Genomic DNA, 24,496 nt, shown 5'->3' with positions numbered 1-24,496 from the left:
CGAATTATGATAAATGCTAATATAGTATAATTTTTAGATAAGAATAACCAAGATCAGTCTAGACCATTTATTGACCTTTGTATATAATATTTAGTGAACTCAAAATAAAATACATGAAGTCAGCAAATAGAGTATATGTGGTGGCAAGTGGTGATCTAAGGATATCTGCTAACCAAGTTGGTTGGACATTCCAGAGTAAAATGGAAGAGCTTCTTTCAAGTACATTGAAAGAATTGGGATGGGAAGTCGAAAGGGGACACCCTTATAATAAAGAAATGCAGCATGGATTTATTGATTCTCAGAGGATGGGTATGAAGGTTTTTAAGACCCTAGACCCAACAACTCCCATCATTGTTGCAGAAAGTGTTTGGCAATATACTCATCATGTGTTACCAGGTCTATATAGCCATAATGCCCCAATTTTAGTATTAGCAAACTGGGATGGGAAGTCTAGTGGACTAGTAGGAGCACTTAATTTAAAAGGATCTTTGACTAAGGCCGGGATTGAACATAGTTGCCTATGGAGCAAGGATTTTACTGATTCATTTTTTATTGAAAAATTAAAAGAGTGGCTCGGAACAGGGAAGATTGAACATGATAAAAGTCACGTTAAAAAACTAAGTGAAATCGTAATTCCCGCTGAATTGGTTTCTAAAGGAAGGTTATTCGCCAATAATTTCAAAAAAGAGCAGGCTATTATGGGGGTTTTTGATGAAGGCTGCATGGGAATGTTCAATGCCATTATACCAGACTCCAATTTACATAAGCTAGGTGTTTTTAAGGAAAGATTAAGTCAATCGGCATTATTTGCAGAGATGAGTAGGGTTGTTGATGATGACGCTTATAGGATATTGACATGGCTTAAAAATGAGGGGATGCAATTTGAATGGGGTGAAAACCCACTTACTGAACTTACTCAGGAACAGACCCTAGAGCAATGTAAAATGTATATTGCTGCCGTTAGAATAGCAGATGAATTTGGTTGTGATGTCATAGGTATACAATACCAACAAGGTTTAAAGGATTTAGTTGCTGCAAGTGATTTGGCTGAAGGATTGCTCAATAATGTATCTAGACCTCCAGTTTTTGGAAAAAATGGTGAGGAACTTTTCAAGGGTAAATCCCTCCCACATTTTAATGAAGTAGACGAATGTGCGGGATTGGATGGTTTGATTACTACCAAGCTATGGGAAATCCAGGGCTTACCGCCTGAGAATACCTTACATGATATAAGATGGGGAGAGGAGATTGAATTTGATGGTAGAAGTGAGTTCGTATGGGTTTTCCTTATTTCAGGTGCAGCACCACCTGCCCATTTTATCAATGAATATAAGGGAGCTTCCAGTGAAAGACAACCTCCAATGTATTTTAAAAAAGGGGGGGGAGTCTCAAAGGTATTAGTAAACCTGGAAATATTGTTTGGAGCCGGATATACATGGAAGACGAGACGCTTTTTTGTGATATTGGAATTGGGGAGGTAGTAGCATTGCCACTGAGCGAAACTCAAAGAAGATGGGAAAATACTACTCCCCAATGGCCTATAATGAATGTAGTATTACCCGGAATTTCCAGAAATCAAATGATGGCAAAGCATCAAGCCAATCATATTCAAGTAGCCTATGGTGAATCTATAGAATCGACTGTTGAAGCTGCATATCTCAAGGCATCAGCTCTGGATGCTCTAGGTATAAAGGTTCAGTTTTGCGGAAATATATAATAATTAACTAACCCATAAATAACTATGAAAATCAAAATTTACCTAATTCCACGGAATTGTTTCCTGTGGTTATCAAGAATACTGTGCTTTTTGGGACTGTTGTTAGGTCAAAGCGCATATGGATTTCAAGACCGGACGATTTCAGGGACAGTTATATCAGATTCAGATAACTTAGGGCTTCCTGGAGTCAATGTAGTGTTAAAAGGAAGTCAAAAAGGAACCATCACCGATATAGATGGAAACTTTTCAATCAGAGTTCCTGATGGTTCTAACAATACATTGGTCTTTTCGATGATCGGGTTCGAAAAGAAGGAAATCAGTATCGGTAATAGTAATCAAGTTGATGTTACTTTATCAGAAGATATCTCTTCGCTAGATGAGGTGATAGTTGTAGGCTATGGTACAGTAAAGAAAAGTGATCTTACCGGGGCAGTAACGGCATTAAAAAAAGATGATTTTAATCCAGGTGTAATTACATCCGCAGAACAGCTGATTGCAGGAAAAATGCCAGGTGTCCAAGTTGTTCAAAACAGCGCAGAGCCAGGGGGAGGGATTTCTGTAAATATTAGGGGAGTTGGATCAGTTAATTCAGGAAATAGTCCCTTATATGTTATTGATGGTTTGCCATTTAGTAATTCTAACGCTGTAACCGGGGTTGGAGATCGATTTGGAGCTCCAAGAACTCAGAGGTCTCCATTATCTTCCATTAACCCAGCGGATATAGAATCTATAGAAGTCCTAAAAGATGCTAGTGCTACAGCTATATATGGTGCTAGAGGTGCCAATGGAGTTATTTTGGTGACAACCAAGAATGGCGAAAAAGGAAAGATGTCGGTAAATTATGACGGTTATGCTGGTGTCCAAAATGTAGCCAATAAAATAGAAATGCTTACAGGAAGACAATATTATGGTGTGATAAATGCAATAATAGATGAAGGGGGAGGTAGCGAACAGGATAGGGTCGAGGATTTTTCAGGAACAGGTACCGATTGGTTGGAGGAAGTTTATCAACCCAATGCAGGGATACAGAGTCATAATCTGTCGATGTCTGGAGGAAATGAGTCAACGAACTATATGGTTTCCCTCAATTATTTTGACCAAAAGGGATTGGTAATCAACTCTGGATTTAAGAGATACGGAATACGGTTCAACTTGGAGCATCAGGCATCCGAAAAATTTAAAATGGGGCTGAACATGAGTTCCAATTATTCCAAAGATGAGTTTACACCTGGGGGATTCCAGCTAAATGAACATGCGGGAGTTGTGTTTGCTGCAATGCATATGGATCCTTCTTTACCCATTAAAGATGAAAACGGGGAGTACGTTATTTCTTCTCATATTAATATTGATAATCCATTGGCATTGGCAAATGGTAAGCGTGGAACAGGAAATACATACAGGACTTTTGGAACGATTTACGGTGAATATAAAATATTACCTGGCTTAAGTGCGAAGTTGAACATAGGTGGAGATGTGTCCAACCAAGTTAGAGAGTTTTATATTGATCGTTCTACTTTGGATGGCAATGCTGCAGGAGGAATAGCCTCTCAGCTCCAGGGTACATCATCCAATTATTTGATTGAAGGTTTGCTGAATTATGCAAAGGATATAGGTGAAAACTCCCTTAGAGCGGTGGTGGGTGTAACTACACAGAAATTTATTGTTTCACGTTTTTCTGCAGAGGGGAGAGGATTTCCATCAGATGCCACACAAACAAACAATCTTGGACTAGGCAATCCTGCGTTGAATGTTATTTCGAGTTCAAAAGTGGATAATACCTTGTTATCCTACTTAGCCAGAGTAAATTATTCACTAAAGAATAAATATCTTCTAACAGGGTCTATTAGAGCAGATGGGTCTTCTCGTTTTGGTCAAAACAATAAATTTGGATATTTTCCAAGCTTTGCATTTGGCTGGAAGGTGAATCAAGAAAATTTTTTTACACCACTTTCAGTATTGTTCAGTACCATGAAATTTAGAGCAAGCTGGGGGAGAACTGGTAACCAAGAAATAGGAAATTACAGGTCTATCTCAACATTTGGCAATGGACCAGTGGTCGTTTACAATGATCAGCAATATACAACGACACAACCAGCAAGGATCGCTAATCCGGATTTAAGATGGGAAACCACTGAACAAATCAATTTCGGATTAGACTATGGCCTTTGGGATGATCGACTGTATGGAAGCTTGGATTGGTATGTGAAAAACACATCTGATATGCTGCTTTCGTTGCCAATTCCTAGATCAAGCGGCTTTACTTCCCAACTGACAAATATCGGAGGGATTCAAAATTCCGGATGGGAATTTGGATTGACATCAAGAAACATAACAAATCCTAAGTTTTCTTGGTTGACTAATATTGCCCTAACCACAGTGAAAAACAAGGTGACAGACCTTGGAGGAATTAATAGGATTGTAACTGGAAGTGCAGGGGCAACGAACCAAATCGCCATTATTGAAGAGGGACTCCCGTTGGAATCATTTTATGGTTATGAAGTATTGGGCGTTTGGCAAGAGGGAGATGATTATGACGTAACAGAAGATGCTGTTCAACCTGGGGATGTTAAATACAAAGATGTGAACGGGGATGGAGTAGTCAATTCTGATGACAGAGTAGTTTTAGGGAATTCTTTCCCTGATCTCATCTGGTCTCTAGGAAATACTTTAAAGCACAAGAACTTAGAGCTCTATGTTTTTATTGAAGGAGTGCAAGGAGCGAAGATGCTCAATAATGGTCTAATAGATACTTATTTTCCTGCGGGTGTTCGCAGAAATAGGTATGCAGAACCCCTTTTAAATAGATGGACGCCTGAAAATCCAACCAATGAATATCCTTCTTTTGTAAGAACAAGTTCCCAAGGAGAAAAACGGGTAAATTCAAAGACAGTAGAAGATGCTTCCTACTTAAGGTTGAGCACAGTTAGATTGAGTTATAACCTGCCAGTTAATGGTAAGACTTTTCGGTCAGTGCAATTTTACATGACTGGACAAAATCTCTTTACCCTAACTGATTATTCAGGTATGGATCCTGCCATCAACCCTAACGGTTCTGCAAATTTCAGAATTGACTGGAATGCTTATCCAGTATCAAGGACTTTTACTGGAGGAATAAGTCTAACCTTTTAAATTAAAACAACATGAAATCTATAATCAAGAACATAGGATTAACCTTAATCACATTCAGTTTGGTTGGTTGCGAAGGCTATTTAGATGAGCAACCTTATTCACAATTGGCACCTGATAATTTTCTAAAAACCAGAGAAGGGGTAGAATCATTACTGGGAGCAACTTATGCTTCAGCTTCTAATATGATTTCTAATAACTCAATCTATACATTCGCGCAAGATGAATGGATTACAGACATTGCTCATCAAACAGGTGATGGCGTCCATGCAACGGCCCTGCAATATATTAATTACACATGGGATGCGACTGTCGGATTATTGCAAGGACAAAACTGGGATTATCCCTATCGAGCAATTAGAAATGCCAACCAAGTCTTGGAATCCTTGGGCCAATTGGAGGCCAGCGATAGTAATAAATCACTTTACGAAGCCGAAGCGAGGTTTTTAAGAGCTACTTGTTACCTTAAACTGTATTATAAATTTGGACCGGTTCCGTTAAGAACTTCTACTGATCAAGAGCTTCAACTACCTCGTGCATCAGAGGAGGAGATAAATTCATTTATGGAATCTGAACTTCTATTCTCTATTTCGAAGCTACCCAATCCAGGAAATGAGATTGCCTATGGAAGGGCTCATAAAGCAGCTGCCCAAGGCTGGTTGGTGATTTATTACCTGAATTCAAAGCAGTGGCAAAAGGCTGCAGATATGTCAGAGGATATTATCGACCAATGGAACTACAGCTTGTTTCCTGAATATGAAGATTTGTTCAAGGTAGAAAATGAACAAAATGAAGAATTGATATGGGTAAGACCAGCCAAAACTAGTGCCGATAGGAGAGCTTCTAATTCATGGATGAATACGGCTTTTCCTGAGGGCTTTGCTAAAGACCCTCGCACTGGTTTGGAATTTTCGAATGCCTGGAGGAATTGGCCCAATGAGAGTAGAATCCGAGATCAATTCTATTACTCTTTTGAAGATGGAGATGAAAGAAAGGATCTCATCTTGACTGAATATATCAATAACGATGGTGAGTTGATCAATTTGCTGGATGATGAAGACAACACTAGATCTTTCAAGTATTGGCCTGACCCAGATGGTATCAATGCTTCCTTTGGAAATGATATTCCTGAAATTAGGTATGCTGATATTTTATTAAGTAGGGCAGAAGCTTTAAATGAGCTGAATGGACCATCCCAAGAAGCTCTTGACTTGATTAACCAAGTACGGGAAAGGGCCGATCTTGAGGATTTATCTTTAAGTCAGTTTTCTTCGAAAGAAGCGCTTCGAGACCATATTTTGAAAGAAAGAGGATGGGAATTTTATTCCGAAGGTAAAAGAAGGTTGGATTTGATTCGTATGGGGAAATTGATTTCCAATGCTCAAGAAAGAGGAATTACCAATGCCCAGCCGCACCATGTGAGGTATCCTATTCCATTTGCTACAATGGATGCCAATCCTCTTCTTGAACAAAATGAAGGATATTAAGAATGAGGATACTTACTGATAAAATGATGTTGGGGACTTTGTCGGCATACTTTTGTATAGGTTTGTTGCAAATAAACGTTTGGGCTAATGATCAGTTACAATCTGATCTAGCGCCTCCCAATATTTTGCTTATTTATGTAGATGACCTAGGTTATGGAGACGTAGCTCCTTATGGAAATACAATCGTCGAAACACCAAATTTGGACATATTATCAAAAAGAGGGATGACTTTTACTCAGGCCTATGCACCAGCTCCACTTTGTTCGCCATCCCGGGCTGCTATGCTGACAGGAAAAGATGTTGCTAGAGTCGGATTTGAATTTGTGACAAAATATCCAGAAGATGATTTTGGATGGGATGATCCCAAGTGGTTGGATAAATTTAAGGGATTGCCATTAGTTCCTCCTCCTTATATGCTTAACCTTCCGTTGAAGGAAATTACACTAGCAGAAGCGTTGAAAAGCGAGGGGTATAAGACAGGCTTAGTTGGGAAATGGCATGTAGCAGCTCATCATCAGGTTTATAAAGGATGGAGTTTGACACATGGTCCTAAGCAACAGGGCTTCGATTATACAGCTGAAACCTTTGGTGTCCACCCATATGCTAATGGTAGACAGGAGATGGTGCCGGATGACGAATTTCCAGTGGATGAACTGACAGAAAAATCCATTGAGTTTATTAAAAAAGAGCATGACTCACCTTTTTTTCTAATGTCGAGTTTCTACTTTGTTCATACACCTTTGAAAAAAAACATTCCATGGCTCTACAAAAAGTATAAAGAGAAATATCCAGCTGGAACTAGGGAAGAGGTGATTTATTATGCTGTTAACATAGCACTAATGGACCATTATGTAGGTAAGATAGTAGCTGCATTGGAACAAACAGGTGAAAGTGAAAATACACTGGTTATTTTTACTTCTGATAATGGTGGAAATCCTGAAATTGCAGATAATGGACCCTTCAGAGGTAGCAAATGGAACCTCTATGAAGGAGGGATAAGGGTGCCGATGATCATATCTTGGCCTGGCAAAATTAAGGAAGGCTCAGTTTGTGATCAAATCATTTCACAACTTGACTTTATGCCAACATTTATGGATTTGGCTGCTTCTGAAAATAAACCTAAAGATTTGGATGGAGTTTCATTATTACCTCTTTTGACTGGCAACGGTTCACATAAAACATCAAGAACCTTGTCTTGGCATTTTCCATATTATCATCCTGAAGGCGAGGAGTTCTTTGAAGCACCTATACATATTGGGGTAGCAGATGGTTTTAAAAGCCAAACAGAACCTCATTCAGCATGGAGGGAAGAAGATTACAAGCTGGTCTATTTCTATGAGGATGATAGGATAGAGCTTTACAATGTTAAAACTGATCCTTCAGAATCAATTGATATTGGTAAAGAGAAGCCTCACATAAGAAAACAGCTTTTCAAAAACATGCAAAAGCATTTAAGTCAAGTTAATGCCAGGATTCCAAAGAAGAGAACGGCGTGGTAATTTTTATAATGTTTTCCGCTTTATTTACAGAATTTGATTATTTAATTCACTTATATCTATGAAATATTTATTCATCACAACAGTGTTGGCCCTATTTTCTGTAACCGAAGTATTTCCACAGAAAGTAAATCATTCGAAGGTGCCGGGTAGTATTATAGCGTATAGCCCGCAATCCAGTGGGAAATATATAGGGTCGCCTAGTATAGCAGTGCTTCCTGATGGAAGCTATTTAGCGTCCCATGATTTTTTTGGGCCGGAATCCAATGAACATGTCAAGGCTACTTCCCATATCTATAGGTCTACCAATAAAGGGAAGAGTTGGAGGGTAGTGGCTACCATAAAGGGGGCTTTTTGGTCAAAACTTTTTACACATAAAGGAAATGTATATTTCATGGGGACCGATAGACATCACGGGAATACTATTATTCGGATGTCAACAGATATGGGGAGTACATGGACAGCGCCAACTAATAGAAACAATGGATTGCTTTTAGAAGGAGAGTACCATTGTGCACCGATGCCAGTAATAGAGTACAACGGTAAACTATGGAGGGCAATGGAGAGCGCTATGGGACCTGTAAAAAAGTGGGGCAAAAGATATGGAGCTATGATGCTTTCAGTTCCTGTTGATGCAGATCTATTAAAAGCTGACTCCTGGACTGCAAGTAATGTCCTTTACTATGATTCTACTTATTTGGATGGGAATTTTGGAGGCTGGCTGGAAGGAAATGCAGTTGTTGATCAAAGTGGACAGCTTTGGGATATATTAAGAGTGGATGATCGGTCAACTGCGACAGAAAAGGCTGCAATGGTTAAAATATCCTCGAATGGAAGGGAAGCAAGTTTTAATGATGATTTAGGGTTTATTCCATTTGATGGCGGGAGTAAAAAATTTACCATCTTGTATGATTCGATCAGTCAACATTATTGGACCATAGCCAATCATATTCCAGAAAAGGTCAAAGAAGAGAATTTGGGAAAGAATCCAGCAGGTATTAGAAATACACAGGCACTTTTTTCTTCTAGGGACCTTAAAAATTGGACAATGGAGAAAGTCTTATTGGAGCATGAGGATGTTGCTAAACATGGGTTTCAATATGTTGATTTTCTTTTTGAGGGAAAGGATATCATTTTCGTTTCACGTACGGCATATGATGATGGAGGAGATGGAGCTAGAAACAATCATGATGCCAACTACCTTACCTTCCACCGTATCAGGAAATTCAGAAAAATGCTTTAAATAATTAATCCTATGACATCATTTAAAAAGGGCCTTGTTATTTCTTTAACAATGACGCTATGGCTCATTTGTGTAAGTTCTTATTCAAATGAGCCCAATGGAAAAATAAGGAAGCCTAATGTTTTATTTATACTTGCCGATGATCTAGCCTACTGGACCTTAAAGGCTGCGGGCAATGATCAGGCTCATAGTCCAAACTTGGATAAGTTGGCTTCAGAAGGTGCTTTTTTTGAAAATGCATTTGTCACCACTCCTGTATGCAGTCCTTCACGAGCGACATTGATGACCGGTCAATATGCTTCGGAATTGGGCATTTTGGATTTTATCCCCCAGCCAGGGCATAAGCTCTACAACCCTGAAAAAACAAATGGGCTAGATCCAGGAAATATCACTTTTGCAGAGGTTTTACGGGACAAAGGTTATCGAACTGGTTTGATTGGAAAATGGCATTTGGGAGACTGGACAGAATTGGGTAAGGACAGGAAATTTCATCCAACAAATCAAGGTTATGAGTACTTTATGGGGCTTACAGGAGGAGGGGAGGCACCAGTGGATCCAAATTTGGAAGAAAATGGGGAGATTCATAAAATGGAAGGACTGACGGTAGATATCTTGACCAACAGGACCCTGAAATTTATCGATGATCATAAAAATACTCCTTTTTTGTTAAGTGTCCATTATCGGTCTCCTCACAGCAAATGGTTGCCTGTAGCAGAGGAAGACTGGGAGCCATATGGAAACTTGGAAATGAAGGTCCCTCATCCAGACTATCCTGATTTAGACACTGAAAGAGTTAAATCCAGAATGAAGGAATATTTGGCAAGTGCTTCAGGGGTAGATAGAAATGTAGGGAAGCTAATGAAGAAGCTAAAAGAAATAGGATTGTATGAAAATACGATAGTGATCTTTACTTCAGATCATGGATATAATATGGGACATAACGGAATAGAACACAAAGGTAACGGATATTGGATTACCAAGAGTGCTCATCCTGCTACAGACAATTTGGCGAAAAATTCTAGGCCCAACTTGTACGATCAATCACTCCGCGTTCCTATTCTGATCCGATGGCCAGGGGTCATCCAGTCTGATCTTAAAGTAAAAAAGACTTTCACGAATTTGGATTGGTACCCAACAATACTTGAAATGGCGAATATACCTGTGCCTGATGATAAAGTTTTGCGAGGAAGAAGCATTGTGCCTGTCCTGAAAGGGGAATTGGTGGATGATTGGGATAATGATCTTTATACAGAGTATAGCATGATCAATTATAGTATTGCTCATATGCGCTCATATAGGACCAAAAAATGGAAGCTGGTCAAGGATTTTCAGGACCCGAGCAGAGATGAATTATACCATCTTGAAACGGACCCTGATGAGAAAAATAACTTAGTAAAAGAGAAGCGGGGTGAAATAAGGGATGTAATTAAGCACCTTACATATAAAATATTAAGTAAAATGGAAGAGATCAACGATCCCCTGTTGGACTCAATAACCAAATTATAATCAAGCTATGATAAAGAATCTTTTCTATACAGGATTAGCAGCTAGTGTATTGATGTTGTTCTCATGCTCAGAAGCTAAGGACTCAATTGATAACAGTTCCTCCGTAGCACAGTCTGAATTTAAGATTGTCAAATATAACAACCCTGAAGCTACTTCATATTTAGGAGTAGGTTTATGGGCTTGGCCACTTCCTATGGATTATGATGGGGATGGTGATATGGATATGTTGGTTTCATGCCCTGATAAACCTTTTAATGGCATATATTATTTTGAGAATATCTCAGGTGAAGAATTCCCCGATTTCGCACCACCAGTAAGGTTAGGTGATGCCATAAAAAACATTCAGGTTTCCCACACTGATAAAGGGATAAGAGTAAATGTGCCAGGGGCCGAGCTTATGGATTTCAGAAATAATTTGGCTGAATTTAAAGAGAGATTGTATGATGCCGATAGTTTAAAAAAGGGATTGGAAAAAGTACGTTTTAATCAATGGAAAATGGTTGATTATGATGGGGATGGTGATTTGGATGTAGTTGTTGGTATTGATGATTGGGCAGATTACGGATGGGATAATGCCTTCAATAAAAAAGGAGAATGGACCAATGGACCTTTACACGGATATGTTTTTCTTTTGGAAAACACGGAGGGCGATTACATCAACAAAGGAAAGTTAAAGGCTGGCGGTAAAACTTTGGATGTTTATGGGGCCCCTACTCCTAATTTTGCAGATTTCGATGGTGATGGAGATCTAGATCTTATTTGTGGAGAATTTTTAGATCGATTAACATATTTTGAAAATATAGGAACTCGCAATAAGCCCAAGTACAGAGAAGGAGAATTTTTGAAGAATACAGAGGGCATTATCAAGATGGACCTTGAAATGATTATTCCTGTGGCCGTAGATTGGGATAAAGACGGAAATGTGGATTTGGTCGTAGGAGATGAAGATGGTAGGGTCGCATTGATAAGGCATACAGGAAAAACGCAAGATGGAGCACCGTTGTTTGAATCACCAAAATATTTCAGACAGAAAGCTGATAATTTAAAATTCGGGGCTTTAGCCACCCCGGTAGGGGTAGATTGGGATAATGATGGAGATGAAGATATTATTGCTGGTAATTCAGCTGGATATATTGCTTTTATAGAAAATTTAGATGGTAAAGCATCACCTAAATGGGCAGAACCTAAACTTTTAGAAGTCGATGGCCAAACGCTAAGAATACAAGCAGGTGGGGCAGGATCTATTCAAGGACCTGCAGAAGCCAAATGGGGTTATACGACACTCTCGGTAACAGATTGGGACGGAGATGGAATTAAGGACATCATATTCAATTCAATTTGGGGAAAAGTTCAGTGGATAAGGAATAACGGAAAGTCACTTGAAAAGCCCCGTCCTATTAGGTTGGATAGTGATAAAGAAATTCCTTCTCCTGACTGGAACTGGTGGAAGCCCTCCAATAATGAATTAGTCACTCAATGGAGGACTACACCATTTGCCATAGATTGGGACAAGGATGGAATGATGGATTTGGTGATGTTAGACCATGAAGGTTTTCTTTCATTTTATAAGGGAAATAGAATAAATGGAGAAAGAGGGGTAGACCCTGGCCGAAGAATATTTTATGGAAAAGATGCCTCTGTTTATTCAAACAAAGATAAAGCTATAAATAAGGAAGGTGGACCATTGAGATTGAATCATGCTGAGGCAGGAGGAAGTGGCAGGAGGAAAATCTCCTTTTTTGATTGGGACAATGATGGAGATTTAGACTTACTGGTAAATAGCACCAGTGTGTCCCTGTTTGAAAATATAGACCAAGAAAGTGGAAAAGTGATTTTTAAGCATCATGGAGTCATTTCAGAGAAGGTTTTGGCAGGTCATACCACCAGCCCAACTTTTGTGGATTGGAATAATAATGGTGTTTGGGATGTGTTGGTTGGTGCAGAGGATGGACATTTCTATCATATGGAAAGATAATCTCCATAGAAATGCAAAAAGTTAACCTAACTTCTAATTACGATAAGCGAGGAATTGATTTATATAAATTGCTTTTAATAGGAATGATTTCACTTATGGTGCTTAGTTGTCGAACAGGATCAAATAAATCTGTTAAAACTACCAATGAAATAATAGAAATAGGATTGAAAGAAAAACAATTAACCTTCGACTTCAAGGGACATTTTCTTAATCAGAGGCAAGTGTTTTCCCCCGATGATGTACATGTAGTTTTTGATAACAGAAATGACGATGGGAAAATTGGTGAAAACGGATCAATTCAACGACTCAATATCGAGAATGGAAAAATAGAAACGATTTATTTCTATGATCAACAGTCCAAATATGGGCCAGGGATGGGAGCCGTAAGTTATCACCCTAAAAAGGAAGAGGTGGTATTTATTCATGGGTTAAAAAATGCCTCCCGAGAGGATCCATATGATTTTACGCGGAGATTTGCTATGAAAGTTCAAATTAGTGAAGTAGGAGACCATCTTTTTAGGCCGATGGAATCAAGAGATGTACAATTCCCTTATACGAAAGGTGCACTTCGAGGAGGTTCCCATGCATATTCTTATAGTTCAGATGGCCAATGGGTGAGTTTTACATATAATGACGATATCCTAAGAAGGGAGGCAGAGACTAATCAGGATATAGCTGATCTTAGGACCGTTGGGGCATTATGGAGTGGTGATTCTGTGGATTTGAAAGGAAAACAAAATGAAAAAAACTTTAAAGGGGAAAGGGTAGCATTTGTTCTTGCAAGAGTGAACGAAGACCCAAAACCAGGTTCAAGTGAGATCATGAAAGCTTATGAAGAATGTTGGGTTTCTCAAGTAAAGAATAGTTTGGGCTCAAATTCAAATATTACTTATTCTTTGGCATATCTCGGGGATATTATCAATAAAAAAAATGAAAAATCTACTGAAGTATTTATTAGTCAATTACCATCCCAGCCCAATCAAATGATCACTTCCACTGATGCAGGGACTGAGTTTTTACTCCCGTCTGTACCTGCAGGAGTGATCCAGAAAAGATTGACTTTTACCCAAGATAGAAAATATCCAGGTGTACAAGGGCCGCGACAATGGTTGCGCAGCTCTCCAGATGGACAGGCGATTTATTTCTGTATGAAGGATAATCTGGGAGAGGTTCAAATTTACAAAGTAGTCCCTAATTCAGGTGAAATAAGCCAGATTACCAACAATTCTTTTAGCTTGGATACTTCTTTTTCATTGAGTAGTGATGGTAATTACCTTGCCTATGGCTACGAAGAGGGGATTTTTATTACAAATGTATCAGATGGGGTAACCAGAAGGGTGTTGTCTAATTCTGAAGAATCCTCAAATATCGGGTTATCTAATATTAATTGGTCGAACAAGGGCTATCAAATAGTTTACAATCGGAAAGTTTTGAGTGGAGCAGGTCGCTTTTACCAAGTTTTTCTATTAGATCTTTCAAAACATTTAAAAAAACAATAATAACAATGCAAATTTTAAATCAAGATACACCTATAAAAGGAATAATCCCTCCAATGGTGACACCTATTGATACTAAAGGCAAGGTTGATATTCAGGGTGTTGAAAAACTAGTTGAGCATTTGATTTCAGGAGGCGTCCATGGGGTCTTTATTCTGGGAACTACAGGAGAGTTTTCTAGTTTAGATATAGCACAGAAAAAGGAACTTATAGCATCGACTTGTAAATTTGTTAATGGTAGGATTCCGGTCTTGGTAGGTGTTACGGATGTATGTCTTCAAGGATGTATAGAGCTTTCCAAATTTGCCGAAAGATCAGGAGCGTATGCAGTGGTGGCCGCACCTCCATACTATATGGGAATCGACCAAGAGGAGCTTTATCATTTTTATGAGCAATTGGCAAACAGTATTCCATTACCATTATTTTTGTATAATATGCCATCACATACCAAAGTTTCTATTGATGTAGAGACTGCAGTTGCACTTTCCAAACACAAAAAAATAATTGGGCTTAAGGATAGTTCAGCTAATGGAAGTTATTTCCAGTCCTTACAATTTAATTTTAATGATCAACCAGATTTTGTATTGATGGTGGGGCCAGAAGAAATGTTAGCTGAAACGGTTTTAATGGGTGGATATGGAGGCGTTTGTGGAGGTGCCAATTTGTTCCCAAAGCTCTATGTTAAACTTTATCAAGCAGCTGTTGAGAATAATATTGATGAAATTATTCGCCTTCAGAAGCTAGTGATGAGTATTAGTCAAAAAATTTATCAGCATGGAGGTTATAAATCAAGCTATTTAAAAGGACTTAAGACTTCCTTATCATTTTTAGGGATTATTCAAGCTCAATTTGTGCCTCCTTTGTTTCCTTTTGAACCAAATGAAGTAGAAGAGCTTAAAGTTAGGTTTAGTAAGATAGCCTCTATGATTATTGAGTGACAGATGTTTTATTCTTTTTTAAGGATTTTGACTGACCTTATAACACCAAATTAACCTTATTAAATGACATGAATTTACCTATGACTGACCTTGTGGTCTTTGTGGTTTATATGACCGCTATTATTGCATTTGGGGTTTCATTTTCCTTTCGGAAAAGAACCCCTAAAGATTATACAACTGGTGGCGGAAGATTACCTTCTTGGGCAATTGGAATGTCCATTTTTGCTACTTTCGTAAGTAGCATAAGCTTTCTGGCTCTACCAGGTAATGCCTATTTGTCCAATTGGAATGGCTTTGTATTCAGTTTATCTATTCCCATAGCGGCATGGATTGCAGTAAAGTACTTTGTTCCACTATACAGGAAAGTAAAAAGCGAATCAGCTTATTACTATTTGGAAACACGTTTTGGACCGTGGGCAAGAACCTATGCTTCGATTTGTTATCTACTTACACAGCTTGCCCGAATGGGAGCGATTTTGTATTTGCTGGCACTTCCAATGAATGCTCTTTTTGGGTGGGATATATCTACTATAATAATTTGTACTGGTGTAAGCGTAATTATTTATGCGATGTTGGGAGGTATTGAGGCCGTAGTATGGACAGATGCGATTCAAGGAATAGTATTGATCATTGGGGCATTGGTTTGTGTATTGGTGATTCTTTTTTCCATGCCTGAAGGTCCTCAGCAAACCATACAGATAGCTAATGAGGCCAATAAGTTTAGCTTGGGTAGTTTTGATTTTGATTTTACGTCATCGACTTTCTGGATGATTCTTATATACGGTCTATTTATTAATTTACAGAACTTCGGAATTGATCAAAGTTATGTTCAAAGGTATTTAAGTGCTAAGAATGAAAGAGAGGCAGTTAAATCAACTTGGTTTGGAAGCTTGTTATATGTTCCTGTTTCTTTACTTTTCTTTTTTATTGGAACTGCATTGTTTTCTTATTATCATGTTTATCCAGAGATTCTTCCTGAAGAATTAAAGGCAGGCTCTAGTGCAGATAAAGTATTTCCTTATTTTATTGTTACAGGATTACCTAAGGGGATCACGGGTTTGTTGATTGCATCCATTTTTGCAGCTGGAATGAGCACAGTGTCGACAAGTGTTAATAGCTCCGCAACAGTGCTTTTATCTGATTTTTACAAAAAATACATCAATAAAAGCGCAAGTGATAAACAGGCTATGGGAGTACTTTTTCTGACTTCATTTGTGATGGGAGGCGCAAGTATAGTTGTTGGTTTGGCATTCAATGGAGTATCAAGTGCTTTGGATGCTTGGTGGGCTCTTTCATCAATTTTCTCTGGAGGAATACTAGGATTATTTCTATTGGGTCTTATTGCAAAGCATGTCTCAGGTAAAACAGCCGGAATGGGTGTTCTTGTAGGTGTATTGGTGATTTCATGGATGAGTTTGTCTCCTTGGATATTAGAAGGTACTGGGTTGGAGGATTACCAAAACACATTGCATACAAATCTGACTATTGTATTAGGTACAGTTACAATTTTTGTTGTTGGATTCTTAGTTTCAAATTTAGTTTCCCTTAAACTTAAAATCGAAGAAAAATAATGCCAAAAGATTATGTTATAGGTGTTGATTTTGGTACTGACTCAGTACGTAGTATTCTGGTGGATACATTGGATGGAGAAGTATTAAAAAGTGCCGTCTATTGGTATCCTAGGTGGTCAAAGAAGTTTTATTGTGATGCTGATTCTCATCAATTTAGGCAGGACCCTTTAGATCATTTAGAAGGTTTGGAGTATACCGTTTCCAAGATAATTCAGGATGCAGGAATTGATACAAGGAGAGTGAAAGGAATAGGTATAGATACTACGGGATCCTCTCCAATTCCAGTTGATGAAAATGGTGACGCTTTATCAATGTCATCCAAATTTTCAAATAATCCAAATGCTATGGTGGTACTATGGAAGGACCACACAGCTGTCGCTGAAGCAGAGGAAATTACTAAGGCTGCAAAAGATGGAGGGATAGATTATACCGCTTTTTCAGGAGGAAACTATTCTAGCGAATGGTTTTGGGCAAAGGTCCTTTCGGTTTATAAAAAAGATTCAACTATTGCAGGTGATATATATACTTGGATGGAACATTGTGATTTTATCGTTGGACAGTTAACAGGAGAAAGACCTTTAAGTTTAAAGAGGAGTAGAACAGCAGCAGGCCATAAGGCTATGTGGAATAAGAGATGGTCTGGACTTCCTCCAGCATCATTTTGGTACGGGATTAGACCTGAATTGGGAGATCTAAGAGAAAAATTATATGAAGAGACTTATCATGCATCCGAAAAAGCAGGCACATTATGTTTAAAGTGGGCTGATAAGCTTGGATTGTCCGTAGATACTGCCGTTGCGGTAGGTACATTGGATGCGCATGCTGGCGCTGTGGGAGCAGGGATTTCCCCAAATACGCTGGTTAAAGTTATTGGTACATCAACATGTGATATTTTAGTAGGGTCTCCTACTAATTCAGAAATTGATCCTATTGAAGGAATTTGTGGACAAGTTGAGGGTGCTGTTTTACCAGGAACAATAGGCTTTGAAGCTGGGCAAGCAGGATTCGGTGATGTGTTGGCATGGTTTGCTGGAGTCATATTAGAACCATCAAAGCAAATTATCCAACGCAGTACACAGTTAGATGCAATGATTAAACAAAAACTGATAGAAGAACTTGAGGATTCCATTTTAGATGAATTATCCCGGGAAGCTTTGGATTTGGAACCTATCTTAAATGATGCAAGTGCTTTGGACTGGATAAATGGGAGACGATCACCTTTCGCAAAAGAAACACTAAAGGGCGCTTTTCTGAATCTCCATATTGGGACAAAAACATCCCATATGTTCAGGGCAATGGTTGAAGCACTTTGCTTTGGCTCTAAAAAGATAATAGACCATATTGAAGGAAAAGGCTTGTCAGTTGAAGAAATTATAGCAATTGGTGGTGTAGCCAATAAGTCCCCATTGGTGATGCAGACGATGGCCGATATAATTGGAAAGCCCATAAAAATATCTGCATCCAAAGAAGCTCCAGCATTGGGGTCTGCAATCCATGCGGCCGTAGCGAGTAATGTGTATTCATCAATGGATCAAGCGGTTGCCAAAATGGTGCCTTCATTTCAAAATGTTTATTCCCCTAACCTCCGAAATCAGGAAGTATACATTGAAAAGTATAAAATGTATGAGAAAGAGGGTTCAATAATTGAAAACCTAAAATTAAACACATAATGAAATTGAACAAATCAATAAAAATTTTTATTGGCACATTGGCTGTAATTTTGGTAATCAAAATTCCCTCCACTGCCAAGGTGGTGATGCCCGCTATATTTTCAGATAATATGGTTTTGCAACGAGATGCTGAAGTTCCAATCTGGGGATGGTCAGAATCTAATAGAGCAGTTAGTATTTCAGTACCATGGTTAAAGGAGGAAATCAAAACAAAATCAGACTCCAATGGAAAATGGAAAGCATGGGTCAAAACACCAATGTCTGGTGGCCCATTTACCTTGAGTTTTGATGATGGCGATAAGTTTGAAATTAAAGATGTACTCATTGGCGAGGTTTGGCTTTGTTCCGGGCAATCCAATATGGAGATGCCTATGAAGGGATATACTTCTCAACCCGTAGAAGGAGCCAATGAGGATTTGTTAACTTCAGATAATCAATCGATAAGACTAATTAAAGTCCCAAGGAACGCTAGCTTGGAGCCACTTGAAAATTTTGAAGGAAGGTGGGAGAAATCAACTTCAAAAACAGTTTCCGAATTCAGCGCGGTCGCTTGGTATTTTGCCAACTATTTAAACAAATCATTAAATGTTCCTGTAGGTGTGATTGTCTCTGCTTACGGAGGATCCAATATTCAATCTTGGATGTCAAAGCAAATGTTATCAGATTTTAATGAGATTTCGATTCCAGAAAGTATGGAGGGCATAAAAACTCCAAATAGGAAAGCTACATTGCTTTATAATGCCATGCTGCGGCCAATTATAGGTTATGGAATTAGGGGCGTTTTATGGTATCAAGGTGAATCAAATGTTGTTAACCCTTCTAATTATGAGGATCTAATGGTTCAGTTAGTCAAATCATGGAGAAAGGAGTGGGAGCAAGAAAAACTGGACTTCTACTATACTCAAATTGCTCCATATAGTTATAAAAGATATATCTATGGAAAGCTAGTGGGAGAACGTAATGGAGCATACCTCCGTGAGGCCCAGTTGAAAGCGAGTTATAGGATACCTAATTCAGGAATGGCTGTGTTAATGGATATTGGAGAAGAGAAAAATATCCATCCCAAAAAGAAAAAGGAAGTTGGTTTACGTTTAGCTTATCAGGCATTGGCAAAGACATATAATTTGCAGGGCTTTGAACATTCTAGCCCTATACCCAGTAATTTGTCCCAGTCAGGAAATGAGCTAATAGTTGAATTTGAAAATGTGCCAAATGGTTTGATTGTTAAAAAACATGTAGATAATGAAGCAAGCTTTTTTATTTCATCGAACGATAGCATTTTTTATAAGTCTAATGCAAGAGTAAAAGGTAATAAACTTTTCTTAAGTTGTGATGAAGTGGATAATCCCATTGCTGTTCATTATGGCTTTGAAAATTACAAGATGGGGATATTATTTAGTTCAGGAGGATTGCCCGTTTCCTCCTTTAGAATGAATGCATGGAAATAAGCGGGATCTTGTGTCTGTACATTCCCAATAGGAACAAAAGGATCAAGGCAGCGAACAATGAACTGATGGAGTCGGAACTCTAACGAGTGCTGGCCTGCTCAGACCTAGCCAAAAATATAATCGAGCGAAAGTGAGGATGAAAAATGTTGTTGCTGGGAAAGGACAAGGGACAGCATCAGTGAATTTGCCCCTTGTCCAGAATCCAAAAGATATTGGGGAATTCCCTTGGACCGGTTATTTATGGTCGGGGACAATTGTGAAAGTCTTGGAAGAACGGTAAGTCCTACCGAGCCAATCCGTAGCCATAATTTCCATGGTATGATCGCCTAGAGGTAGGTCAGAGGGCATTCGTCCGGTCCAGATATGGGAGGAAATCAATGGGGTAGAAGGCCTGATTCCCCATGGAAGTTCTTCAGCGTGATCCCATTCATAATGGATATCCAAAAGGAACTTGTCATATTCCGGGCTTCGCTTGAGTGCTTCCCATTTTCCACCATCCACCCTGTACATTACGCTGTCCCGTGGGCTACCCTGAAAGAAGTTCACCGATACCTCACCACGGTATTTTTTGGCCTTGGGTACTATTTTGGGAATGTGGATGCTCATTTTCCAATCATTGTCACCAGACGGTACATACTCATAGGTATAGCTGTTCCCTGTGATGTGCAGGAACGCATACCCTTTTGGTGTGCCATCACGCATGATGCTTGATGGAGTGCCATAACTGTCCTTTGGCCCGATATAAATTGATCCGGAAGTGGCACCTGGATTGTAATGGTGGTGGAAGCCTTTATTGGGCCAGCCCTCTTCCGAGGTGAAAAAGTGGTGGTTTTCCGAATGGGTATGTCCCGAAAGGGAAAGCGTATGGTCATATCCCTTGAGCAGTCCAAAGAGCCTTTCACGATTGCCTTCGATAAACTGGTCGGGTCCTTTTTCAAATTCATATATGGGAATATGGAACGCCAGTACAATTAATTTGTCCTTGGGGACATGTTTTAGGTCATTTTTGACGAAGGTGAGTATGTCATCCCGAAAACCTCCTATATAGCTTCTCCTTCCATAGGGATCGGGTGAGATGACATCATCAAGAACGATAAAATGGGCATTGCCATAATTGAAGGCGTAGTTGGCGGGCCCAAAACTGGCCTCGTAGGTTTCGTCGGTCAGCTTATCGGTGTCACCATGGTTCATGTCATGGTTTCCCAACAGGTTGTACCATGGAACGCCTATTTTGCCAATGCTTGCAATGTAGGTGGGAAACAACTGACGTGAGCCAAGATCGCCCAAGCTAATGCCAAAAGCAGCACCCCTTCCGCCAATGACCTCATCGACGATGGCTGTTTCAAAGTATCCGGCATTGGTAGAGTCATCTGCCTGTGGGTCGCCAAACACCAAAACGGAAAAATTATTCTCCTCTATTTGGGGGATGAGAGCAAAGTCGACAGAGGCCGGTAATTCTCCAGTGGGAGCAACACCTCTTTCACCGGAATCAGGGGATCCCCCTGGTTTATGGATATAGTAAAATTGGGGTTGGAAATGGTCATTGACTGGGACAGCGTATCCCGAGGGTTTGATGACCGATACAATCATATCATTGGATGCGGGAAGGATATATTTCCCGTCTTTATCGGTTAGGGAAACTTCTTGGCCATTGGTGACACTGACCCCGGGCAATCCCTTTTCGTTATGTCCCTTTTTGCCGTTTCTGTCCATGTCTTCAAATACAATCCCAGATACGTTTTGCTGGGCATGGACCTTTACAGGAAGTGTTAGGGACAGGGCAATATAGCAGGCACTCGCCCACAAGGTGGTTTTTATCAAATACATCATGCAATAAGGTTTAACGGTTTTTGTTGGTATACCTTCCATCGGGAAAGCGGTTTTCTGAACGCAAGTCAAAAGGAATATGCTCCTCGATACGGTTGAATCGTTCCTTTTGCTTGATCAGGTCGAATGAATCGTAAAGTTTGTCGGTGACGGTATAGGCACGGTAAGCCAACTGGTCAGCGACAATGGAAATGACCTGGTACAGCTGCGTATTGACCCCGGCACGATCCGTCCACCTTTTCTCTTCCTTCATTCCATACATTTTGGGGCCTGCCACAGACACCACGTAAACAGGGCCCGTTTCATTTTTACCAAGATTATTTGATTCCATTTGATGGGCCGATCTACCGTACATATGATCATGGCCTGTCAGCACCAGATCAACTTGGTACTTCTCAAATAAGGGTTTCCAATATTTTCGAAGGGCTGGATAGTCACCATACCTTCCGTCACGGGCACTGAATAGGGGATGGTGGAAGGTGACCACCGTCCATTTTTTGTTGTTTTCGGCAAGTGTCTTTTCAAGCCAAGCCGTCTGTAGCTTCAGCTCCTTTTCCGAAGAGAGGGCGACCATGCTGTTCAGCACAATTAGCCTCATGGCAGGATAGTCGATAAAAAAAACGCTTTCTGAAAGGTGGCCCACTCCATTTTCCGGGAGGACAAACTGCGGTTGCCAAAACGTGGACAGGGTTTTCTCATCCCTGTCATCTTCCATGCGGTCGTATTCATGATTGCCAGTTACCGGGACAATGTTCATGGTTTCGCCAACCCTGCCCAGAGCTCCAAACCATTCTGTCCATTGTCCGTTGTTGTGGCCATTGTCCACACAATCCCCGGCAAAAAGCATAAAGTCTGCACTTGGAGCCTTACGGTGACCGGCCCATACCGTACGGGTTCCCCAAGAAAGGATGTCGTTCTGTATATCGCCCAAATAGATGAACTCAAGTGTTGGCGCTTCGTTGGACACGGTCTGAAACTGGTTCCAGGGCCCCCAAGGACCGGAAGCAGTCCCTACTCGGTACCGGTAAAGCATCCCTGGGGAAAGATGGCCGATCTTGGATGAATGATAATAGTACATTTGTCCTTCTTTGGCCATTACCTCTTGGGAATTGGCCTTGATGCTCCTGAGCCCGACAGTGTCATAGGGAGCCGCCGTGGCCTTGATGATCTCCACAACCGGGTTGTCGACGGGAGCGGAGGTTCGCCAGGTGATGGCCTGTGAACGTGAGGGATCGTCATAAGTGGTAAGGATGAGGTGCTCCGGAACCTTGGACTGTCCATAGGTGTCTGGGCAGCCAATCCATAACAGAAAAGCAATAATAACATAAGGTAATTTCATGTGTTGAAGGTTTTAAAATGGGCATAGCAACCCCTGCTACGCCCACATATAAACTGAAAGTGTTGGAAAATGATCACTGGTTATCGGCGATGTCCCACCATAGACGCGTGGTAAGGTAATCGCCGCCCATATTCAATACTGCACTTTCGTAATTTCGGCTATTGGTGGCCTTGATTTCGTTGGGGTATAGGAACCTGACAGGTACCTTTTGGTCGTTGGCCGCATCTGGTCCCGGAATGACTTCGGGTTGGTTTGTCCTTCTCCATTGCGACCATGCCTCCATGCCCGTATAGAACTGGGAGATCCACTTTTGTAGGTATATTTTTTGCAGGTTCGCGGTGGGGTTCCCAGAAAAACCAACGTTTTCCTGGGAAAGATAACTTTCCATATCCAAGGACATTAGGGCATTGGTGATATTGTCCCAACCACCAACGGCCGTCCTATCGGCATAGTAGTCAAATGAGGCCCGGATTCCTTTTTGGTAGTGCTCCTCGGCATTGCCCGAAGGTAGGATTTCCCGTTGGATAGCCTCGGCAATGAGGAATGCCACTTCAGAATAAGTCATGATCACCGTCTGGGCGGCCACGGGAGAGGAGAGGGTATTACACTCTTGGCAAGCATAAAGAATACCCAAACGGGAAATGAAATTGGATCCTGATTTTGAAGGATCGTCCGTTGGACTGTAACTTTCCGACTCATCGGCGCTCAGGCCATTCTGGATTCCCGCATAATCATCCCAATGCTCGGAATAAATGTTTTTTCCCGAAGCGGAAATGGGTTGTGCGAATACCTTTAACCGGGGATCATTCATCGCCTTCAGCCGCTGTTCCAATGTCCTGCTCAGCCGATAGGAATCAAAGGAGCCGACCCTGGTGGTATAGCGACTTGGAGGATTTTCGATGTCATGCTGCAAAGCGGCCATATCATCATTGCTTTCAAAGACCGGAAAGGTTTCGGGGTCTGCCACGATTTCACGGATGCCTGCTTGGGCAGCACCTGGGTCTGCATCGGAAATCCTCATCAATAACCTTAACCTTAGGGAATTGGCGAATTTCCTCCATTTCATAAGGTCACCGGCATACAGGATGTCCCCGGAAATGCTGATTCCTTCACGGGCAAGAACCTGGTTGGCCAAAACCAAATCGTCGATCATGCCCTGGTAAATTTCCTTTTGGGGAGTAAAGGCAGGAAAAAAGTTTCCCGCTGTTTTCCCCTGTACAGCTTCCAGATAGGGGATGTCCCCATAAGCATCTGTTATGAATTGGTAGTTCCAGCATTTCAGCACTAGACCGATACCATAATAGCTCGAAAACCCCTCGGTGTCCTGGGATACATCGATAAGGTTGTAAACGTCCCTGAGCGTGTTGTATCCATCGGTATAGGGCTGTGGGTTTGGGTTCCAGCGGTAGGTGTCATCGTTGGTGGATTGGATTTCTCCGGCATGCTGAGTGACGACCAGCCCTTCCTCTCCGCCCCGTGCTCCCCAGGCACTGGCCGTGGACTTGATGATCCCTGGGAGGAGCAGGTCAGGCGTGGTGGCCACCGGTCTTTTGCTGTCGGTATTGATATCTTCAAAATCGGCAGTGCACGCAAATCCCAGTAGGCATATGGCCAACATATAGGTAAAGTTCAAACGGTTAGTATACATTTTGGTGGC

16 protein-coding genes are annotated in these 24,496 nt (G+C 40.6%); 13 read left to right on the top strand and 3 right to left on the bottom strand.

Annotation, left to right across the window (positions count from 1 at the left end):
• The first annotated feature begins 113 nt into the window (after window positions 1–113).
• The 13 genes from DN752_RS01140 to DN752_RS01085 all read left to right on the top strand — a co-directional run bounded on the left by DN752_RS01140 (window position 114) and on the right by DN752_RS01085 (window position 19,673).
• Window positions 114–1,481: a fucose isomerase gene (locus DN752_RS01140; RefSeq protein ID WP_245949412.1), complete on the top strand. Its 1,368-nt coding sequence runs from the start codon at window positions 114–116 to the stop codon at window positions 1,479–1,481.
• Window positions 1,436–1,717 (top strand): hypothetical protein, encoded by a 282-nt coding sequence (locus tag DN752_RS24815; protein ID WP_245949411.1) that lies wholly within the window; start codon window positions 1,436–1,438, stop codon window positions 1,715–1,717. Before DN752_RS01140 ends, DN752_RS24815 begins: the two co-directional genes overlap by 46 nt.
• A 24-nt stretch (window positions 1,718–1,741) precedes the next feature.
• Window positions 1,742–4,846 carry a SusC/RagA family TonB-linked outer membrane protein gene (locus DN752_RS01135; RefSeq protein ID WP_112782265.1) on the top strand — a complete coding sequence of 1,035 codons (3,105 nt, stop codon included), beginning with the start codon at window positions 1,742–1,744 and terminating at the stop codon, window positions 4,844–4,846.
• Between the two features lie 11 nt (window positions 4,847–4,857).
• A complete protein-coding gene (locus tag DN752_RS01130; RefSeq protein WP_112782264.1) occupies window positions 4,858–6,330 on the top strand; it encodes a RagB/SusD family nutrient uptake outer membrane protein in 1,473 nt (490 codons plus the stop codon).
• Window positions 6,331–6,332: 2 nt separating this feature from the next.
• On the top strand, window positions 6,333–7,829 hold the full coding sequence (locus tag DN752_RS01125; protein WP_112782263.1) for a sulfatase: 1,497 nt from the start codon (window positions 6,333–6,335) through the stop codon (window positions 7,827–7,829).
• A 58-nt stretch (window positions 7,830–7,887) separates the two neighbouring features.
• A complete protein-coding gene (locus DN752_RS01120; protein WP_112782262.1) occupies window positions 7,888–9,069 on the top strand; it encodes an exo-alpha-sialidase in 1,182 nt (393 codons plus the stop codon).
• A gap of 12 nt (window positions 9,070–9,081) precedes the next feature.
• Window positions 9,082–10,575, top strand: coding sequence for a sulfatase family protein (locus DN752_RS01115; RefSeq protein ID WP_112782261.1), 1,494 nt, complete (start codon window positions 9,082–9,084; stop codon window positions 10,573–10,575).
• 7 nt (window positions 10,576–10,582) lie between these two features.
• Window positions 10,583–12,550 carry an FG-GAP repeat domain-containing protein gene (locus DN752_RS01110; protein WP_211324114.1) on the top strand — a complete coding sequence of 656 codons (1,968 nt, stop codon included), beginning with the start codon at window positions 10,583–10,585 and terminating at the stop codon, window positions 12,548–12,550.
• Window positions 12,551–12,561: 11 nt separating this feature from the next.
• Window positions 12,562–14,049, top strand: coding sequence for a DUF3748 domain-containing protein (locus DN752_RS01105; protein ID WP_112782259.1), 1,488 nt, complete (start codon window positions 12,562–12,564; stop codon window positions 14,047–14,049).
• A gap of 5 nt (window positions 14,050–14,054) precedes the next feature.
• Window positions 14,055–14,984 carry a dihydrodipicolinate synthase family protein gene (locus tag DN752_RS01100; protein ID WP_112782258.1) on the top strand — a complete coding sequence of 310 codons (930 nt, stop codon included), beginning with the start codon at window positions 14,055–14,057 and terminating at the stop codon, window positions 14,982–14,984.
• Between the two features lie 68 nt (window positions 14,985–15,052).
• Window positions 15,053–16,555 carry a sodium:solute symporter gene (locus DN752_RS01095; protein ID WP_112782257.1) on the top strand — a complete coding sequence of 501 codons (1,503 nt, stop codon included), beginning with the start codon at window positions 15,053–15,055 and terminating at the stop codon, window positions 16,553–16,555.
• Window positions 16,555–18,225, top strand: a complete 1,671-nt coding sequence (locus DN752_RS01090; RefSeq protein ID WP_112782256.1) for a ribulokinase — start codon at window positions 16,555–16,557, stop codon at window positions 18,223–18,225. The genes DN752_RS01095 and DN752_RS01090 overlap by 1 nt, the downstream gene beginning before the upstream one ends.
• Window positions 18,225–19,673, top strand: a complete 1,449-nt coding sequence (locus DN752_RS01085; RefSeq protein WP_112782255.1) for a sialate O-acetylesterase — start codon at window positions 18,225–18,227, stop codon at window positions 19,671–19,673. The genes DN752_RS01090 and DN752_RS01085 overlap by 1 nt, the downstream gene beginning before the upstream one ends.
• Window positions 19,674–19,907: 234 nt before the next feature.
• Here the strand turns inward: DN752_RS01085 and DN752_RS01080 are convergent, their stop codons facing one another.
• From DN752_RS01080 to DN752_RS01070, 3 genes are all read right to left on the bottom strand, one after another.
• Complete coding sequence (locus tag DN752_RS01080; protein ID WP_112786384.1) at window positions 19,908–21,503, bottom strand: calcineurin-like phosphoesterase C-terminal domain-containing protein; 1,596 nt, start codon at window positions 21,501–21,503, stop codon at window positions 19,908–19,910.
• A 10-nt stretch (window positions 21,504–21,513) separates the two neighbouring features.
• On the bottom strand, window positions 21,514–22,839 hold the full coding sequence (locus DN752_RS01075) for a purple acid phosphatase family protein (RefSeq protein ID WP_112782254.1): 1,326 nt from the start codon (window positions 22,837–22,839) through the stop codon (window positions 21,514–21,516).
• Between the two features lie 73 nt (window positions 22,840–22,912).
• Window positions 22,913–24,487: a SusD/RagB family nutrient-binding outer membrane lipoprotein gene (locus DN752_RS01070; RefSeq protein ID WP_112782253.1), complete on the bottom strand. Its 1,575-nt coding sequence runs from the start codon at window positions 24,485–24,487 to the stop codon at window positions 22,913–22,915.
• Window positions 24,488–24,496: the final 9 nt, after the last annotated feature.

The organism is Echinicola strongylocentroti (genome assembly GCF_003260975.1).
Taxonomy (GTDB): domain Bacteria; phylum Bacteroidota; class Bacteroidia; order Cytophagales; family Cyclobacteriaceae; genus Echinicola; species Echinicola strongylocentroti.
The sequence above is the reverse complement of the archived record's forward strand: the minus strand, read 5'-3'. Positions and strand labels throughout refer to the sequence as shown.

What these genes read in the sequence shown, in the direction of transcription:
- DN752_RS01110 (WP_211324114.1), top strand. Translation starts at nt 10,583, where the DNA reads ATGATAAAGAATCTTTTCTATACAGGATTAGCAGCTAGTGTATTGATG.
- DN752_RS01080 (WP_112786384.1), bottom strand. Translation starts at nt 21,503, where the DNA reads ATGATGTATTTGATAAAAACCACCTTGTGGGCGAGTGCCTGCTATATT.
- DN752_RS01075 (WP_112782254.1), bottom strand. Translation starts at nt 22,839, where the DNA reads ATGAAATTACCTTATGTTATTATTGCTTTTCTGTTATGGATTGGCTGC.
- DN752_RS01095 (WP_112782257.1), top strand. Translation starts at nt 15,053, where the DNA reads ATGAATTTACCTATGACTGACCTTGTGGTCTTTGTGGTTTATATGACC.
- DN752_RS01115 (WP_112782261.1), top strand. Translation starts at nt 9,082, where the DNA reads ATGACATCATTTAAAAAGGGCCTTGTTATTTCTTTAACAATGACGCTA.
- DN752_RS01085 (WP_112782255.1), top strand. Translation starts at nt 18,225, where the DNA reads ATGAAATTGAACAAATCAATAAAAATTTTTATTGGCACATTGGCTGTA.
- DN752_RS01090 (WP_112782256.1), top strand. Translation starts at nt 16,555, where the DNA reads ATGCCAAAAGATTATGTTATAGGTGTTGATTTTGGTACTGACTCAGTA.
- DN752_RS01105 (WP_112782259.1), top strand. Translation starts at nt 12,562, where the DNA reads ATGCAAAAAGTTAACCTAACTTCTAATTACGATAAGCGAGGAATTGAT.
- DN752_RS01135 (WP_112782265.1), top strand. Translation starts at nt 1,742, where the DNA reads ATGAAAATCAAAATTTACCTAATTCCACGGAATTGTTTCCTGTGGTTA.
- DN752_RS01125 (WP_112782263.1), top strand. Translation starts at nt 6,333, where the DNA reads ATGAGGATACTTACTGATAAAATGATGTTGGGGACTTTGTCGGCATAC.
- DN752_RS24815 (WP_245949411.1), top strand. Translation starts at nt 1,436, where the DNA reads ATGGAAGACGAGACGCTTTTTTGTGATATTGGAATTGGGGAGGTAGTA.
- DN752_RS01130 (WP_112782264.1), top strand. Translation starts at nt 4,858, where the DNA reads ATGAAATCTATAATCAAGAACATAGGATTAACCTTAATCACATTCAGT.
- DN752_RS01100 (WP_112782258.1), top strand. Translation starts at nt 14,055, where the DNA reads ATGCAAATTTTAAATCAAGATACACCTATAAAAGGAATAATCCCTCCA.
- DN752_RS01140 (WP_245949412.1), top strand. Translation starts at nt 114, where the DNA reads ATGAAGTCAGCAAATAGAGTATATGTGGTGGCAAGTGGTGATCTAAGG.
- DN752_RS01120 (WP_112782262.1), top strand. Translation starts at nt 7,888, where the DNA reads ATGAAATATTTATTCATCACAACAGTGTTGGCCCTATTTTCTGTAACC.
- DN752_RS01070 (WP_112782253.1), bottom strand. Translation starts at nt 24,487, where the DNA reads ATGTATACTAACCGTTTGAACTTTACCTATATGTTGGCCATATGCCTA.